At 63.9% G+C, this 15,462-nt stretch carries 12 protein-coding genes and 1 tRNA gene; 8 read left to right on the forward strand and 5 right to left on the reverse strand.

Annotated elements, in window-relative coordinates; translation table 11 throughout:
* Positions 1–42: 42 nt before the first annotated feature.
* Together AC24YW_RS19645 and AC24YW_RS19650 are read right to left on the reverse strand one after the other, a co-directional pair.
* Positions 43–2,064, reverse strand: a complete 2,022-nt coding sequence (locus tag AC24YW_RS19645; protein WP_487484277.1) for an O-linked N-acetylglucosamine transferase, SPINDLY family protein — start codon at positions 2,062–2,064, stop codon at positions 43–45.
* Between the two features lie 359 nt (positions 2,065–2,423).
* Positions 2,424–2,516 (reverse strand) — tRNA-Ser (locus AC24YW_RS19650).
* Between the two features lie 771 nt (positions 2,517–3,287).
* Between AC24YW_RS19650 and AC24YW_RS19655 the strand changes: the two genes are divergently transcribed.
* Complete coding sequence (locus AC24YW_RS19655; protein WP_487484278.1) at positions 3,288–4,847, forward strand: porin; 1,560 nt, start codon at positions 3,288–3,290, stop codon at positions 4,845–4,847.
* Between the two features lie 122 nt (positions 4,848–4,969).
* A complete protein-coding gene (locus AC24YW_RS19660) occupies positions 4,970–5,281 on the forward strand; it encodes a DUF3551 domain-containing protein (RefSeq protein WP_487484279.1) in 312 nt (103 codons plus the stop codon).
* 352 nt (positions 5,282–5,633) lie between these two features.
* Here the strand turns inward: AC24YW_RS19660 and AC24YW_RS19665 are convergent, their stop codons facing one another.
* Positions 5,634–8,057, reverse strand: a complete 2,424-nt coding sequence (locus tag AC24YW_RS19665; RefSeq protein ID WP_487484623.1) for a lytic transglycosylase domain-containing protein — start codon at positions 8,055–8,057, stop codon at positions 5,634–5,636.
* Between the two features lie 280 nt (positions 8,058–8,337).
* Here AC24YW_RS19665 and dapA point away from each other — a divergent pair, with 280 nt between their 5' ends.
* From dapA to AC24YW_RS19685, 4 genes are read left to right on the forward strand one after another with little or no spacing between them, the layout of a single operon-like run.
* Positions 8,338–9,228: a 4-hydroxy-tetrahydrodipicolinate synthase gene (gene dapA / locus AC24YW_RS19670; RefSeq protein WP_487484280.1), complete on the forward strand. Its 891-nt coding sequence runs from the start codon at positions 8,338–8,340 to the stop codon at positions 9,226–9,228.
* A 54-nt stretch (positions 9,229–9,282) separates the two neighbouring features.
* Entirely contained in the window at positions 9,283–9,696 is a 414-nt protein-coding gene (gene mscL / locus AC24YW_RS19675) for a large conductance mechanosensitive channel protein MscL (protein WP_157287375.1), read from the forward strand.
* A 59-nt stretch (positions 9,697–9,755) separates the two neighbouring features.
* Positions 9,756–10,229, forward strand: a complete 474-nt coding sequence (smpB, locus tag AC24YW_RS19680; protein WP_025036727.1) for an SsrA-binding protein SmpB — start codon at positions 9,756–9,758, stop codon at positions 10,227–10,229.
* 4 nt (positions 10,230–10,233) lie between these two features.
* Positions 10,234–10,827 (forward strand): peroxiredoxin, encoded by a 594-nt coding sequence (locus AC24YW_RS19685; RefSeq protein WP_487484281.1) that lies wholly within the window; start codon positions 10,234–10,236, stop codon positions 10,825–10,827.
* A gap of 76 nt (positions 10,828–10,903) precedes the next feature.
* Here the strand turns inward: AC24YW_RS19685 and AC24YW_RS19690 are convergent, their stop codons facing one another.
* Together AC24YW_RS19690 and AC24YW_RS19695 are read right to left on the reverse strand one after the other, a co-directional pair.
* Entirely contained in the window at positions 10,904–11,578 is a 675-nt protein-coding gene (locus AC24YW_RS19690; protein ID WP_487484282.1) for a uracil-DNA glycosylase, read from the reverse strand.
* Positions 11,559–12,203 (reverse strand): LabA-like NYN domain-containing protein, encoded by a 645-nt coding sequence (locus AC24YW_RS19695; RefSeq protein ID WP_025036724.1) that lies wholly within the window; start codon positions 12,201–12,203, stop codon positions 11,559–11,561. The genes AC24YW_RS19690 and AC24YW_RS19695 overlap by 20 nt, the downstream gene beginning before the upstream one ends.
* 328 nt (positions 12,204–12,531) lie before the next feature.
* Between AC24YW_RS19695 and rpoZ the strand changes: the two genes are divergently transcribed.
* The gene (gene rpoZ / locus AC24YW_RS19700; RefSeq protein WP_007603391.1) at positions 12,532–12,924 is read left to right on the forward strand and encodes a DNA-directed RNA polymerase subunit omega; all 393 of its coding nucleotides are present in this window, start codon (positions 12,532–12,534) and stop codon (positions 12,922–12,924) included.
* 205 nt (positions 12,925–13,129) lie between these two features.
* Positions 13,130–15,418, forward strand: a complete 2,289-nt coding sequence (locus AC24YW_RS19705) for a RelA/SpoT family protein (protein WP_487484283.1) — start codon at positions 13,130–13,132, stop codon at positions 15,416–15,418.
* Positions 15,419–15,462 lie beyond the last annotated feature (44 nt).

Here is a 15,462-nt window from a genome sequence, read left to right on the forward strand (position 1 = left end):
AGCCGGACCTTGACCGGGCGGCACCATCGCGCCGGGGCGGCCTCATGGTAGGGTTTGCACGGCAAACGAGGCCGGCGCTTCGCCGGCGCAATGCCTGCGCCAGATTTCGTCGAATGCCTTTTCGATATCCCGCGTCATGCGGACAGTATCGAAAAGCGGCCAAGTGGTCCGGCGCGTCGCCAGTTTGCTCCTGAGGGCCACGCGAAGTTCCGAATCGTGCGCGATCCGAAGTGCCAAAGCCTCATATTCCTCCAGCGATCGCGTCACCAGCTCGGGAAGGCCTACGGCGTTCAGGAGGCTGGCTGCAACGCGTCCGGCAAAGGCGGTCCCAAGGCACGTCAGGACCGGCAAGCCGGCCCAGAGGGCGTCGCTGGCCCCGGTATGGGCGTTGTAAGGCAATGTGTCCAGGAACAGATCGGCGACCTGGTGGCGCGCCAAATGCTCGTCAGCAGGGACGCGCGGAGCGAACACGATTCTCTCGGCGGCAATCCCCCGCGCAACGGCTTCGCGCTTCAGATTCTCCGTAGCGACCGGGTCACCATCCAGCAGCCAAAGGACGCTTCCGGGGGTCTTGTCGAGCAGCCGCATCCAGACGCCGAACAGCGGGGGCGTGATCTTGGGGCTTCTGTTGAACGCGCAGTAGACCAACGCATCGTCCGGAAGTCCGACCTGGGTGCGGCTTGGTGGAGTTGACGGCAGCGGTCGCTTCGCGTCGGTCGCCTGGTAGCTATTGGGAAGATAGATCACCTTCTCGGCGTAATAAGGCTGCTCTGCTTCGGGGATGACGATCCGGTCGGCCATGAGATAGTCGACATAGGAGGCGCCCATCGTGCCGGGAAAGCCGAGATAGCTGACCTGGATAGGAGCCGGCCGGCGCGCAATGATTTTCGGCCGCGCACCGGCGGTGAAGCCGCCGAGATCGACGAGAACCTCGATCTCGAGCTGGCCGATCAGCTTGACGACGTCCTCGTCGGCGAGATCGCTGACATCTTCAAAACGTTCGAACGCTGCCCTCAGGCGGCTGCGCATCTGGCTGTCGTCGTCGGGCCCGCAGGAGATGGCGGTGACATCGAAGCGTTTGCGGTCGTGCGCCTCGAAGACTCCGGCCATCAAATACGCGGTGGCATGACTGCGAAAATCGGCCGACACGTACCCGACCCGGAGCCGGGACGCCGGACTCGGTGTTCTGGGCCTGGCGGCACCCCCGTCGGGGGCCACCTTGGCGACATAGGCCTTCGCGCAGGTCAATTGGCGTGCAGGCGATGAGGAGACATGAAAGAAGGCGAAGGGGTCGATCGGCACGCCCGCCTCGACAGCCTCGTCCATGGCGGCCTGTTCACGTTCGAAACTGCTCCAGTCGGCGCGCTTCCGCTTGCAAGCAACGAGATTGCTCAGCGCAAACGGGAACGTCTTATCAAGTGCGACCGTTCGTTCCAGCGCCACGATCGCTTCGTCGTCTCGCCCGAGCTGGCCAAGAACCTCAGATAGCGCGAAATGGTTCTGTGGGTCGCCCGGTGCAAGGTCGATGGCGCGGCCGTAGCTGTCACGCGCTTCCTCGAGTCGGCCAAGCTGGTGCAACGCGCTGCCTCGGTTGGCGAACGCGGCGCTCGACGGTGCGATCGCAATGGCGCGATCAAACTCGGCTATCGCGTCGCGAAGCTGCTGCCGTGCAATGAGGATCGCTCCGCGATTGAGATGCGCGTCCGCGAAGTTCGGAGCCAGGGCGATCACTTTCGCGAGCCAGACGAGCGCATCGTCCGGCTTGTTCAGCGCGCGCAGCACGTTGGCATAGTTGAAAAGAACGTCGGGATTGCCGGGGTCGACGCGTGCAGCCTTCTTCAGCAAAGGCTCGGCGTCCGCAAAATGGCCGCGCTGGGCGTGCAACAGCCCCAGCATATGGAGCGCGACGGCATGCGTTCTGCTCCCCTTCAGGATGGTCGTGTAGGCCCGTTCCGCTTCCGACAGATTGCCCGAACGGTGCGCCGCAATTGCCTGGTCCAGAATAGCTGACGGATGGAGTGAGGAGGGGGCCGAGGCTCCCTTGTTGCGGCCTTGTTGCGACATGCGATGGGTTTCTGGACCCGACGTAGGCGGGGTCTGTGCTCGGGCGAAATGGTGCAAAAACTCTAGTCACCTTTGCCGGCGAGAACAACGGCCGCGCCGCCTGCGCTTTATTCGCACGCACAGTCCCGGTTGTGTTGAAGCAAGTTTTCTCCGTCATGCCGACGCCGAAAATCCGACGGCATGAGCAACCAGACTACGAACAGACGATGGCTGCCGATTCAGATCGCTCTAAGAGCGCGCGAATCGCGCGGACTTGCCGCGCCCATCCTTGCGCGGAACTTTCGTACCGGCCTCGTCCATCGCTTTCCACTGAACGCGCGCGGAGATCTTGATTCTGCTTCCGGGATTCTGCTGCCGGGTGGCGGAGAGGGAGGGATTCGAACCCTCGATACAGCTTGAGACCGTATGACGCTTTAGCAAAGCGTTGCCTTCAGCCACTCGGCCACCTCTCCGGTGCGAGCCTTATGCATCTATTTGCTCGGGCTGGTCAATTTGGAAGCGCGTGTTTTCGCTCGAATATTCCCAGTGATGTGCGAAACGAGCCGGGTTTGCGCTCGCACGAGGGCGTGGCGGTGAATTTTCGAGGAAATTCAAAGGTGCAGAGAAAGGACGAGCGCCTCCAGATCCTGGCTCGCCGAGCTGTCGGGCCCCATCGTCCGCCGCAACCTCCATCTCGATATCTCCATATCTCCATATAGAGAGTGACAGAGAACTCGACCCGGGCGCCCGAGGCCTTGCGGGCACTGCTTCGTCAGATTGCGCGGCGGGGAGGCGGGTCGATGCCTGCCCATTGAGTCTCCTTCTGATTCCACGATTCGAGCCCCTCAAAGCTGGCTCAAGCCGAGCTCTCTCGCGCGGCGCCTCATGTGTGGAACTTTGAGGGCGCTTGGAACCGCTTCGAAAACATCAATATAAACAATGCGTTACGGGAGCGCTTTGATCACATCTGCGTGTTATTTGTGCAACACCCGTTGGAAAACACGCTGTACCGGCCCGTTTCGGAGCGTTCTCTTGTTGTGTGTGCAAGGACGTTCGGTAATTGTGACTGAGCGACGGAGGGGGGCATCCCGAGGTCGTCCCGTTTAGGTCATTCGCTTAAGTCCCTCGCGTTCATGCGGGTGTGTCCGAAGACGCGAAGGGGCCGAAAGCGGTGATTTAGAGGGGGTTGGGGAATTGGCCGTCCGGTCAGTGACCTTCCCTGAAGAGCAACTTGGAGGTTTAACATGAAGTTGGTTAAGAGCCTTTTGCTCGGCTCAGCGGCGGGTCTGATCGCCGTGGGCGGAGCTCAGGCAGCCGATCTCCCCGTGAAGGCCAAGGCGGTCGAGTACGTGAAGATCTGCTCCCTGTACGGTGCTGGATTCTACTACATCCCCGGCACTGACACCTGCATCAAGCTGGGTGGTTACATCCGCGCTGACGCGGTCTTGAACACCAATTCCGACTACGGCATTGGCCAGGGCGCTCCGGCGGGTGCCAAGAATCGTCTGAGCGGCTACTACACGACCCGCGCTCGTTTGGACTTCAACATCGATACCCGCACGGCGACCGAGTATGGCGTGGTGCGCACCTACGCCGACGTGATCTTCTCCTGGGATACCCCGTCCGTCACCGGCTCCGCCGGCGGCACCACGGCTCCGACCGGGTCGGCCTCGCTCGGCATGTACCATGCGTTCATCCAGTTCGCTGGTTTCACCTTCGGCCGCACAGTCTCGATCTTCGACGCTCCGTGGCAGAGCTATCCGGCTGGCGGTCCCGACTTCCTGCCGGGCGGCACCAACTGGGTCACCGGTATCAACCAGATCGCCTATACGGCTGATTTCGGTCAGGGCATCACCGCTTCGGTGGCCTTGCAGGATCAGTCGACGGGCGCTGGCGGTCAGTCGAACCTCTGGAACGCTTCGGGCTTCACGGCCTCTGCCGCTCTTAGCGGCGCGGGTGCCATTGTGATCACCCCGGCGGCGGGCGCCGCTGCTGCGGCCATGATCCAGGGTCAGTACGGTGTGTCGGACTGGGGTGGCACGCGCGTGCCCGACATCGTCGGTGCGGTTCGCGTCGATCAGGCCTGGGGTCTGTTCCAGTTCTCGGCCGCCGCGCACAACATTCACTCGGCTTATTACGGCACGACTGAAACCACGAACCATCCCAACGACAAGTGGGGCTGGGCTGTGCAGGGCGCGTTGTCGATCAAGAACATCCCGACCGGTGCGGGTGACTCGATCAACTTGCAGGCCGTCTATACCGACGGTGCCACGCACTACAACTTCCAGAGCTTGTTCCCGCAGACCTTGTTCATGTACGGCGGTAGCAACATTGCGTACCAGAGCATCGCCTTTGCTGGTCTCGCCGATGGCATCTACGGCTCGATCGGCGGCGTCCCGACTGGCATCGATACGGTCAAGACCTGGGGCTTCCGCGGTGGCTACACCCACAACTGGACCCCGAACTGGGCATCGGGCATCTACGGCGCCTATGCTCAGCTGAAGTACGGTGACACCGGCAAGACCCTGATCTGCACCAACTTCGTCGCAGGTCTGGCTCCGTCGGCTGGCCTCGCCGGATGTAACCCCGACTTCAACCTCGCGGTTGTCGGCGGCAACGTGGTCTGGACCCCGGTCAAGGGTCTCGCCTTCACGGCTGACGTGAGCTACGTCTGGCTCGACCAGAAGTACTCGGGCACGATCACTGCCCCGGCGTCCTCCACGATTGCGAAGCCGGCAGCTGTTTACGAGCTGAAGGACCAGGGCAACGTCCAGATGTTGCTCCGCGCTCAGCGCACCTTCTAAGATCAATCTCCCGATTGATCGGAGAACCCCGGCAGGAAACTGCCGGGGTTTTTATTTGCGGATCATGAAGCGGGCACCTAAAAGGCGGACCGTTCGAGACCGCGGTAAGGGAGCTTCTGACCATGACCATTTCGACGAGCTGGGGACGGATGCTGAGCCTGCTGGCCGCGGCATCGATGATCGCCGGGGGTACGGCCGTGTTCGCACCGGCAGCTGCCGAACCCTTGAACCCCAATTATCCAGTGTGCCTCCAGCAATGGGAGTGGGGCGGCAGCAACCGGATTTACTGTAGCTACCGGTCCTGGGAGGACTGCAAGGCTGCTGCGATGGGATTGCCGGCGATGTGCCTGGCGAACCCCTACTGGTCCGAGCCGACCGCGGCCCGGCCGATCCGCCCGCCTCACGGCCGGTCCGCCCCCGACAGGATGTGGTGAGAAATCGAACTCCCGTACCTTGAGTCGCTTCGGGCTCGCGGGCGAGCTGCGCCCTCTCGACGAGAGCGATCAGGTCACCATTTTGGCCCTTCCACTCCTTGAAGGCATAGGTCGGGTTGAGACCGCAGGCATCTATTGCGCCCGACGCGGTTGCCATGCACTGGCTGTAACTGGAAAACCGGCAGTTGCCTGGATCCCCCAACGCCGTCCTTGCAGGCAATAGCGATCCTGAATGCCGGTTGTACCTGTGGTCGGGAAGGATGGCGGTCGACGAATCCTGCCGAGGCCTGCCGCACCAGCAACCAGGCTCTGATTCTTATTGGGTCATCGACATTGGGTCATCGACGCGCCGTTACTCCACGCTGACGGCCCCGCGGCGCAGATCGGCTTCGATCTGCAAGCGGGTGCCGCCGCCGAAACGGGCGCGGTAGACCTGAAGGTTCTCCATGATCCGCTGCACATAATTGCGCGTCTCGGAGAACGGAATCAGCTCGACCCAGTCTACGGCGTCGACCTTGGGGTCGCGCGGATCGCCGTAACGCTCGACCCACTTCTTCACGCTGCCGCGGCCGGCATTGTAGGCGGCGAACGTCATGATGTAGGAGCCGCGATAATCCTCGAGCAGTCCGCCGAGCTCGGCCGAGCCGAGCGTTGCGTTGTAGACGGAGTCGTTCTTCAGCCGCCCCAGGTCGTAGGTCGCCCCATGCCGCTTGCAGACGTAGCGGGCGGCATCCGGCGTCACCTGCATCAGCCCGTAGGCCTGCGCCGGCGAGACCACCGACGGATTGAACGCGCTCTCCTGCCGCGCAATCGCATAGATGATGCTGCGCTCGACCTCGGGGCCGATCGGCGTGAACTGAGGGATGCCGTTGACGGGGTAGGCGTAGAAGTCGAACGGCAGGCCGCGGTTGAGCGCGGCCTTGCCGAGCAGCAGCATGCCACGCGCATCGCTATAGCGCTGCGTCAGTTCGCCGAGGCCGGCAAGCGCCTCGGGATCGCCGTTCTCGCCCATGTCGGCGAGCAGCGGAATCGCCATCTCGCGTTCGTCGAGTTCGTAGAGCAGTTGCGCGGCGCGCACGATCTCGAGGCGCTCGGCGCCGCGCCCGCGCGGCTGGCTGTTGAGCTCGATCTGCGGCAGGCCGAGCTTTGCGCGCGCGAGCTGGCCGTAATAGCTGGTCGATTGCTCGGCCGCCCGCGCATAGGCGTTGCGGGCCTCCTGCTGGCGGCCCATGGCTTCGGCGGCGCGGCCCTGCCAATAGCCGGCGCGCGCCAGAGCGGTCGGATTGACGCTGCCGACGCCGATGCGGGCGAAATGCTGCGCGGCAGTTGCGGGATCGTTGAGGAAGCGCAGCGCAATCCACCCGGCGGTGAACTCCTGCTCGGTCTTGTAGATGTCGCGCGAGGGCAGGGCGGCGTCGCGCGCGATCAGATAGGCGCTGCGGAATTCCTCGGTGTCGATCATCTTGCGCGCCAGGAGGCGCCGCTCGATCCACCATTCGTCGAGATTGTGGAGGCGACCCGGATCCTTCGGCGCGGACAGCATCAGCTGGGCGGCTTCAGTGAACTTCTCCTCGCGGCGCAGCAGCTGGATCTTGCTGAAGACGAAGCCGGGATCGCCGTGCAGCTCGCGCGGCACGGCATCGAGCAGCGCCCGAGCGTTCGGCGCTTTCTTGACCGCGGCGATGCGGGCCTTGGCGAGCGCCACATAGCCGGCGCCGAGACGCTTGGCGGCGCGTAGCGCCGCCTCGTTCTCGCTGCCGTAGAGCAGATTGTCCATCCGCGCTTTCTGGTCGCCCGGCGTCAGCAGGGCCCCGAACTGGTCGAGCGCGTTGTTCTCGGTGTCCTCCGACATCGGATCGCCGCGCCATGCCTCGCGCACCAGCCGCTCGGCATTGGCGCGGTCGCCGCGCGCCAGCATCGCCCTGGCGAGCGTGAAGCGCCCCTTGGCCGAGATCGGAGATTCGTTCTCGAACCACGACCACGCGACCTGTTCGTCGCGCCTGTCGTCCCACATTGCGGCCTCGAGGCGCCGGCGCAGGAAGGTCTGCGACGGCCAGCTCGGATTGGCTGCGAGGAAGGCGCGATAGCGTTCCACGGTCGCGCCGTTGTCCTCGCTGCGCAGGATGATCCATTCGGCGAGCTTTCGCGCGACCGGATCGGAGATGCCGGCTGCGGCATTGGTGGCGTCGCCGGCCTTGCGCTTACGCACGAGCTCGATGACGCTCTCCAGCGTGTCCTTGTCGGCCTGCGACGTCGACGACGTCGCAGCGACGGCCGCCGGGATGACCGGCTTGCGCGGCGCTGCATGCTGGCGCGTTGCAGGCGCTAGGATGGGAGCTGCGGCCGGTCTGGCTGGGGCTGGGGCAGCCGGTTTGATGGTGGCGGTCACGGCCGGGGCGGGGGCTGCCTTGGGCGGCGCGCCGATCGCAGTCGGCGCTGGCTTAGGTGCAGCTGCAGGGGCCTTGGCAGCAGGAGCGGTGGCCGCAGGCTTGGGTTGGTCTTTGGGCTTGTCCTTCGCCGGTTCCTTGCTGGCGCTCCTGCCGGCGTTGGGCTTCCTCGCGGCGTCCTTGGCAGGGGTGCCGGGCGCAGCCTTGCTTGCGGCCTTTGCGGCGTCCTTGCCGGTTCCCTTGGCTGTGTCCTTCGCCGTTTCCCTGGTCGATCCTTTGGTTGGGCCCTTCGCGGCGTCCTTGGCAGCTGGCTTGGCGGGATCCTTGGTCTCCGCGGCCGTCTCGTTGGATTTGGCGAGCGCGGCGCAGCCCATCGACAGCCCGGCCATCAGGCACAATGCCATACCCAGGGATCGCCACGCGGCAGAAGGAAAGGAGGTCACGGCGTTTCGTCGCCCCGAATCAGTGAAGTGGCTCAAGACCTAGCTGAATTTGCTTGAATATGCGGAGAAAATACCAACAGCCGCTTACCTCGGGCCGATTTGCACCAGCACCGCGGCAAAATCGCGGCCTAAACCCAGCCTCGCGCCGACCCCGGGTCTTTTACCGGCCGGATAGACCCGATATGAAGGGGCTTGCTCAAGAGATCGCCGCGTACGGAGGAAGTCCATGGCAGCCAAGACGAAATTCCGAGGGTCGTTCACCGCCTTGGTCACCCCGTTCAAGAACGGCTCGCTCGACGAGGCGGCGTTCCGCTCCCTGGTCAACTGGCAGATCTCCGAGGGCACCAATGGCCTCGTTCCGGTCGGCACCACCGGCGAGAGCCCGACGCTCAGCCATGACGAGCACAAGAAGGTCGTGGAATGGTGCATCGCTGAAGCCAAGGGCCGCGTGCCCGTCATCGCCGGGGCCGGCTCCAACTCGACCAAGGAGGCGATCGAGCTCTCCCAGCACGCCGAAAAGGCGGGCGCGGATGCCGTGCTGGTGGTGACGCCGTACTACAACAAGCCGACGCAAGAAGGCATGTACCAGCACTTCAAGGCCATCAACGATGCGATCGGCATTCCGATCATCATCTACAACATCCCGCCGCGCTCGGTGATCGACATGTCGGTCGATACCATGAAGCGGCTGTGGGAGCTGAAGAACATCGCCGGGGTCAAGGACGCCACCGCCAGCATGGTGCGCGTGTCGCAGCAGCGCGCGGCGATGGGCGAGGACTTCAACCAGCTCTCCGGCGAGGACGCCACCATCATCGGCTACATGGCCCATGGCGGACATGGCTGCATCTCGGTGACCTCGAACGTCGCGCCGCGCCTGTGCTCGGAGTTCCATGCCGCCTGGCAGAAGGGCGACACCAAGGCGGCGCTCGCGATCCACGACAAGCTGATGCCGCTGCACAACAACCTCTTCATCGAGAGCAATCCGGCGCCGATCAAGTACGCGATGTCGCTGCTCGGCAAGCTGGACGAGACGCTCCGGCTGCCGATGGTTCCGGTATCCGAGCCGACGCGAATTGCCGTGCGTAGCGCGATGGTGCACGCCGGCCTGATCAACTGAGGCATTAGCCGTTCGGGGGAGCCTTTCATGAGCGTGGAGGAAAAGGGCGCGCGGATGCTCAAGGAGTTTCGCGAGTTCGCCATGAAGGGCAACGTCGTCGATCTCGCGGTCGGCGTCATCATCGGCGCGGCCTTCGGCGGTATCGTCACCTCGCTCGTCGGCGACGTCATCATGCCGATCGTCGGCGCCGTCACCGGTGGCCTCGACTTCTCGAACTACTTCATTCCCTTGTCGAAGGCGGTGACCGCCACCAACTTAGCGGATGCCAAAAAGCAAGGTGCCGTACTTGCTTACGGCAGCTTCCTGACGCTGACGATCAACTTCATCATCGTCGCCTTCGTGTTGTTCCTGGTGATCCGCGCCATGAACACCTTGAAGCGCAGGGAGGAGGCGGCGCCCGCCGCCCCGCCGAAGCCGACGGCCGAGGTCGAACTGCTGACCGAGATCCGCGATCTCCTCAAGAAGTGACGCGCTCACTTCATCTGAACTGTTAGAATCCGAGCGCATCTCGATCAGGTTTGCCCGTCATGGCCGATAAGAACGAACGTCCGATCAAGGTGATGGCGGAAAATCGCAAGGCGCGTTTCAACTACGCCATCGAGGACACGATCGAGGCGGGCATTGCGCTGACCGGTACCGAGGTCAAGTCGATCCGCAACGGCAAGAGCACGATCGCCGAATCCTATGCCGATTCCAAGAACGGCGAGATCTGGCTGATCAACGCCACCATTCCCGAATACCTGCAAGGCAACCGCTTCAACCACGAGCCCAAGCGGCCTCGAAAGCTGCTGCTCCACCGCCGCCAGATCAACAAGCTGATCGGCGCGGTCGACCGCGAGGGCATGACGCTGATCCCGCTCAAGCTTTACTTCAACGAGCGCGGCCGGGCCAAGCTGCAGCTGGCGGTTGCAAAGGGCAAGAAGCTGCACGACAAGCGCGAGTCCGAGAAGAAGCGCGATTGGAGCCGGGAGAAAGGCCGGCTGCTGCGGGCGAGGGGATGACGAGATGAATCAACGGAACCTGCTCGAGGTCGACTGGAGTCAGATTCCCGCGCCTGCCGACGACGGCGCCGCCGCGCATCTTGAGGGCATGACGTTGCCGCCGATCGGCCTGCTCGCGACCGACGACACATCGGTCACCCTGTCGGCGCTGCGCGGCCGCACCGTGGTGTTCGCCTATCCCCGCACCGGCGAGCCCGGCAAGATTGCGCTGGTCGACGATTGGGACATGATCCCCGGAGCGCGCGGCTGCACGCCCCAGACCTGCGCATTCCGCGATCTCTACGCCGAGCTGAAGGCCGCCGGCGCCGCGCAGGTGTTCGGTCTTTCGACCCAGAGCAACGACTACCAGATCGAGATGGCCTCGCGCCTGCATCTGCCGTTCCCGGTGCTCTCGGACGAGAAGCTGGCGCTGACGCGCGCCTTGAACTTGCCGACCATGGAGGTCGCGGGCCTGACGCTGATCAAGCGCCTCGCGCTTGTTATCGACGACGCCAGGATCACGCACGTGTTCTATCCGGTGTTTCCGCCCGACCGGAACGCCGGCGACGTGCTGGCTTGGCTCAAGGCGAATCCCGTCAACAAAGCGCCATCCGATTAGGATGAACGTCATCGCGCTTTGGCTCATTGTTTGAGCATGATCCGGAAAACCGCTACGCACTTTTCAGGATCATGCTCTAATCGAGATCCGCCTTCACCCTCGCGAACACGGATCTGAACATATCAGGCGTCAGCACACCGGTGTTCGTGTTGTAGCGGGAGCAGTGATAGCTGTCGTAGAGCCTGAACGCGCCGGCCTGATGCACCGCGCCGTGGCCGAAGGGGGCTTGCGAGGCCTTCAGTTTCAGCGGCTTGAGCACGCTGTCGTGCGCAATCCGCCCGAGCGCCACGATCGCGCGCAGGTTCGGCATCGTCGCGAGATTGGCCACGAGGAACTGGCGGCAGGTGTTGATCTCGATCGGAAGCGGCTTGTTCTGCGGCGGAACGCAATGCACGGCATTGGCGATCCGGCAGTCGACGAGTTTCAGTCCGTCATCCGGGCGCGCCTGATAGGTGCCCCTGGCAAAGCCGTACTCGATCAGCGTGGCGTAAAGCAGGTCGCCGGCGTAGTCACCCGTGAACGGCCGCCCCGTGCGGTTGGCGCCCTGCATGCCCGGGGCGAGGCCCACGATCAGGAGGCGGGCCTTGATGTCGCCGAAGGGCGCAACCGGCGCATTGTGCCACCATGGCTCGCGCGCGCGGTTCGCCTCGCGGAAGGCGACCAGGCGCGGGCAGAGCGGGCAGTCACGGTCGGGAACGATTGTGAGAGGCTGGCGGCTTGACCGGACCGCCTCACTCCTCGAAGTCGTCATCGCCCCTCGGCGCCATCGTGGTCGCGCGCTGGAGGAATTGCGGGGCGTGGTGACGTTCGCCGCGCTCGCCGCGGTCACGCGGGGCGGGGCGCTCGGACGGATCGCGGCCGAGCTTGGACTGCAGCTCGACGAGGTCGGTGAAGACGTCGGCCTGGCGGCGCAGCTCGTCGGCGATCATCGGCGGCTGGCTCGCAATGGTGGAGACCACCGTGACCCGCACGCCGCGGCGCTGGACGGCCTCGACCAGGGAGCGGAAGTCGCCATCACCCGAGAACAGCACCATCTGGTCGATGTGCTCGGCGAGCTCCATGGCGTCGACAGCGAGTTCGATGTCCATGTTGCCCTTCACCTTGCGCCGGCCGGAGGCGTCGATGAATTCCTTGGTCGCCTTGGTGACGACGGTGTAGCCGTTGTAGTCCAGCCAGTCGATCAGCGGGCGGATCGAGGAGTATTCCTGGTCCTCGATGATGGCGGTGTAATAGAACGCCCGCAACAACGTCCCGCGGCTCTGAAACTCCTTCAGCAGGCGCTTGTAGTCGATGTCGAAGCCGAGGGTTTTCGCCGTCGCGTAGAGATTGGCCCCGTCGATGAAGAGCGCGATCTTGTTGGTAGGAGAAGGTGACATTCAGTTGCTCGCGTAGTGTTCGTGATTGATCGTTTTTTGTTGGCGCGGCGACAGCAGGCCGCGCAGTTCTAGAGTGCCGCAGAGACCCGTCGAAACCGCAAATCCGGAGAAGTCGGGGCAATCAAGGTATAGTTATGGCGGACTTGCATACACCCGGGGCCGCCCTCAACGGCAGCCCGGAAAACCACCCGTCCCAGCCCCAATGTGGGGGTAGCAGAGCGGTTTGGCGAGGCCAAATCACAAAATGGTCTTGCGAAACGGTCCCAGCCCCTATAACTAGCCCCAATCATCCACATATTTCGTCCCACCCACAACGGAGCGACAGTCCATGGCTCGCGTCACCGTAGAAGATTGTATCGACAAGGTCGACAACCGGTTTGACTTGGTCCTGCTGGCCGCCCACCGTGCCCGCATGATCTCGTCCGGTTCACAACTAACGGTTGACCGCGATAACGACAAGAACCCTGTTGTGTCTTTACGCGAAATTGCCGAGACGACGATCTCGCCGGAGGACCTCCGCGAGGAGCTGGTGCACTCGCTCCAGAAGTTCGTCGAGGTGGACGAGCCCGAGCCGGATACGGTGCCGCTGATCGGTTCCGCGGGCGCAAGCGTCGATGCCGACGACACCGAGGTCGCCGTCGAGCGCATGACCGAAGAGGAGCTCCTGAAGGGTCTGGAAGGCCTCGCGCCTCCCGAGGAGCAGCCCGAGGAAGACGAGTAATTCTTCCATCGAGATCATCTTCGTCTTGTGATCATATCAAAGGCCCGAACCGCTGTTCGGGCCTTTGCTTTTGTTGACCTTTTCGTGGTTACCATAGCGCTGCGGTCAGCGCTTGGCCCTGTCACTGAATTGATCGGACACGGGCGCGATCGGAGTTAGGATGTATGCAACGGGCCGGCCCAAGCCCGTTTGAAGGCAGGACGGCATGGTATATCGGCGCCGCAGATTCACGCAGATGCAGGCCGCAACCGAATCGGTTGCCGTGGCCCCGACTGCGCCGGTCGCGCGCCCCGCCAGGCCTCGCGCCCGCATGATGCGTCAATATGACCTCGTCGAGCGCGTCAGGTCCTACAATCCCAACACCAACGAAGACTTGCTGAACCGGGCCTACGTCTATGCCATGAAGGCGCACGGCTCGCAGACCCGCGCCTCGGGCGATCCGTATTTCTCGCACCCGCTCGAAGTGGCGGCGATTCTCACCGACCTCAAGCTCGACGACGCCACCATCGTGGCGGCGCTGCTGCACGACACGATCGAGGATACCGAGGCAACGCGGGCCGAGATCGACCAGATCTTCGGACCTGAAATCGGCGCGCTGGTCGAGGGGCTGACCAAGCTGAAGCGGCTCGAGCTGGTCTCGCGCGAGGCCAAGCAGGCCGAGAACCTGCGCAAATTGTTGCTGGCCATTGCCGATGATGTCCGTGTGCTTCTGGTCAAGCTGGCCGACCGCCTGCACAACATGCGCACGCTGGACTTCGTGCCGACGGAATCGCGCCGGCGCATCGCCGAGGAGACGCTCGACATCTACGCGCCGCTGGCGGGGCGCATGGGCATGCAGGAAATGCGCGAGGAGCTGGAGGATCTGTCCTTCCGCACCCTCGATCCCGAAGCCTATTCGGTGGTGATGCAGCGGCTCGATGCGCTCGCCGAGCGCAACCGCAACCTGATCGGCGAGATCGAGGACCAGCTCTCCAACAATCTGCGCCATCGGGGCCTGGGGGCGCGGGTCTATGGCCGGCGCAAGAAGCCGTTCTCGATCTGGACCAAGATGGAGCGCAAGTCGGTCGGCTTCGAGCAATTGTCCGACATCTTCGGCTTCCGCCTCGTCGTCAGCGACATCGAGGCCTGCTATCGCGCGCTCGGGATCGTCCACACCACCTGGCCGGTCGTGCCAGGACGATTCAAGGACTACATCTCGACGCCGAAACAGAACGACTACCGCTCGATCCACACCACCGTGATCGGCCCCGGCAACCAGCGCGTCGAGCTGCAGATCCGCACCGAGGCGATGGACCAGATCGCCGAGCGCGGCATCGCCGCGCATGTCTTCTACAAGGAGGGCGTGGGGTCGCCGACCGAATTCCTCAAGCGCGAGTCCAACGCGTTCGCCTGGCTGCGGCACACCATCGGCATCCTCTCGGAGAGCGCGAACCCGGAGGAATTCCTCGAGCACACCAAGCTCGAGCTGTTTCACGACCAGGTGTTCTGCTTCACTCCGAAGGGCAAGCTGATCGCGCTGCCGCGCCATGCCAACGTGATCGACTTCGCCTATGCCGTGCATACCGACGTCGGCAACAGCGCGGTGGGCTGCAAGATCAACGGCAAGTTCGCGCCGCTGTCCTCGGAGCTTCAGAACGGCGACGAGGTGGAGGTGCTGACCTCGGAGGCGCAGTCCGCGCCGCCGTCTGCCTGGGAAACGCTCGCCGTCACCGGCAAGGCGCGCGCCGCGATCCGCCGCGCCACGCGCACCGCGGTGCGCGATCAATATGTCGGCCTCGGCCGGCGCATCGTCGAGCGCCTGTTCGAGCGCGCCAAGATCGAGTACGCCGACGACAAACTCAAGGGCGCGCTGCCGCGGCTCGCGCGCACCTCGATCGAGGACGTCATGGCGGCGGTCGGGCGCGGCGAAATCAAGGCCTCCCACGTCGCGCGTGCGATGTACCCGGACTACAAGGAAGAGCGCATCGCGCGCTACGGCGTCAAGAAGGGGCTTGCGGCCAAGCTCAAGGAGAAGGGGGTGTCCGAGCCGTCGCGCAGCCCGGTTGCGATCCCGATCCGCGGCATCAATTCCGAGCTTCCGGTGAAGTTCGCGCCGAACGGCGGCGCGGTCCCCGGCGATCGCATCGTCGGCATCGTCACACCGGGCGAGGGCATCACGATCTACCCGATCCAGGCCCCGGCGTTGAAGGATTTCGAGGAGGAGCCGGAGCGCTGGCTGGACGTCCGCTGGGACATCGAGGATTCCGCGCCGCAGCGCTTCCCGGCCCGCATCAAGGTCGAGAACGTCAACGAGCCCGGCGCGCTGGCGCAGATCGCGACCGTGATCGCCGAGCACGACGGCAACATCGACAACATCAGCATGCAGCGCCGCTCGCCCGATTTCACGGAGACGACGATCGATCTGGAAGTCTACGATTTGAAGCACCTCAGCGCGATCCTGGCCCAGCTGCGCGCGAAGGCGGTCGTCGCCAAGGTCGAACGTGTTAATGGATAGGCGCATCTCGCATGCGCGGTTCCCTCTGATTCCGCGAGTCCTGA

This window comes from Bradyrhizobium sp. USDA3516, assembly GCF_057651995.1.

Coding starts and splice junctions, on each gene's coding strand:
- mscL (WP_157287375.1), top strand. CDS start 9,283: ATGCTCAAGGAGTTTCGCGAGTTCGCCATGAAGGGCAACGTCGTCGAT.
- AC24YW_RS19685 (WP_487484281.1), top strand. CDS start 10,234: ATGAATCAACGGAACCTGCTCGAGGTCGACTGGAGTCAGATTCCCGCG.
- smpB (WP_025036727.1), top strand. CDS start 9,756: ATGGCCGATAAGAACGAACGTCCGATCAAGGTGATGGCGGAAAATCGC.
- AC24YW_RS19695 (WP_025036724.1), bottom strand. CDS start 12,203: ATGTCACCTTCTCCTACCAACAAGATCGCGCTCTTCATCGACGGGGCC.
- AC24YW_RS19665 (WP_487484623.1), bottom strand. CDS start 8,057: ATGGCCGGGCTGTCGATGGGCTGCGCCGCGCTCGCCAAATCCAACGAG.
- AC24YW_RS19655 (WP_487484278.1), top strand. CDS start 3,288: ATGAAGTTGGTTAAGAGCCTTTTGCTCGGCTCAGCGGCGGGTCTGATC.
- dapA (WP_487484280.1), top strand. CDS start 8,338: ATGGCAGCCAAGACGAAATTCCGAGGGTCGTTCACCGCCTTGGTCACC.
- AC24YW_RS19690 (WP_487484282.1), bottom strand. CDS start 11,578: ATGACGACTTCGAGGAGTGAGGCGGTCCGGTCAAGCCGCCAGCCTCTC.
- rpoZ (WP_007603391.1), top strand. CDS start 12,532: ATGGCTCGCGTCACCGTAGAAGATTGTATCGACAAGGTCGACAACCGG.
- AC24YW_RS19645 (WP_487484277.1), bottom strand. CDS start 2,064: ATGTCGCAACAAGGCCGCAACAAGGGAGCCTCGGCCCCCTCCTCACTC.
- AC24YW_RS19705 (WP_487484283.1), top strand. CDS start 13,130: ATGGTATATCGGCGCCGCAGATTCACGCAGATGCAGGCCGCAACCGAA.
- AC24YW_RS19660 (WP_487484279.1), top strand. CDS start 4,970: ATGACCATTTCGACGAGCTGGGGACGGATGCTGAGCCTGCTGGCCGCG.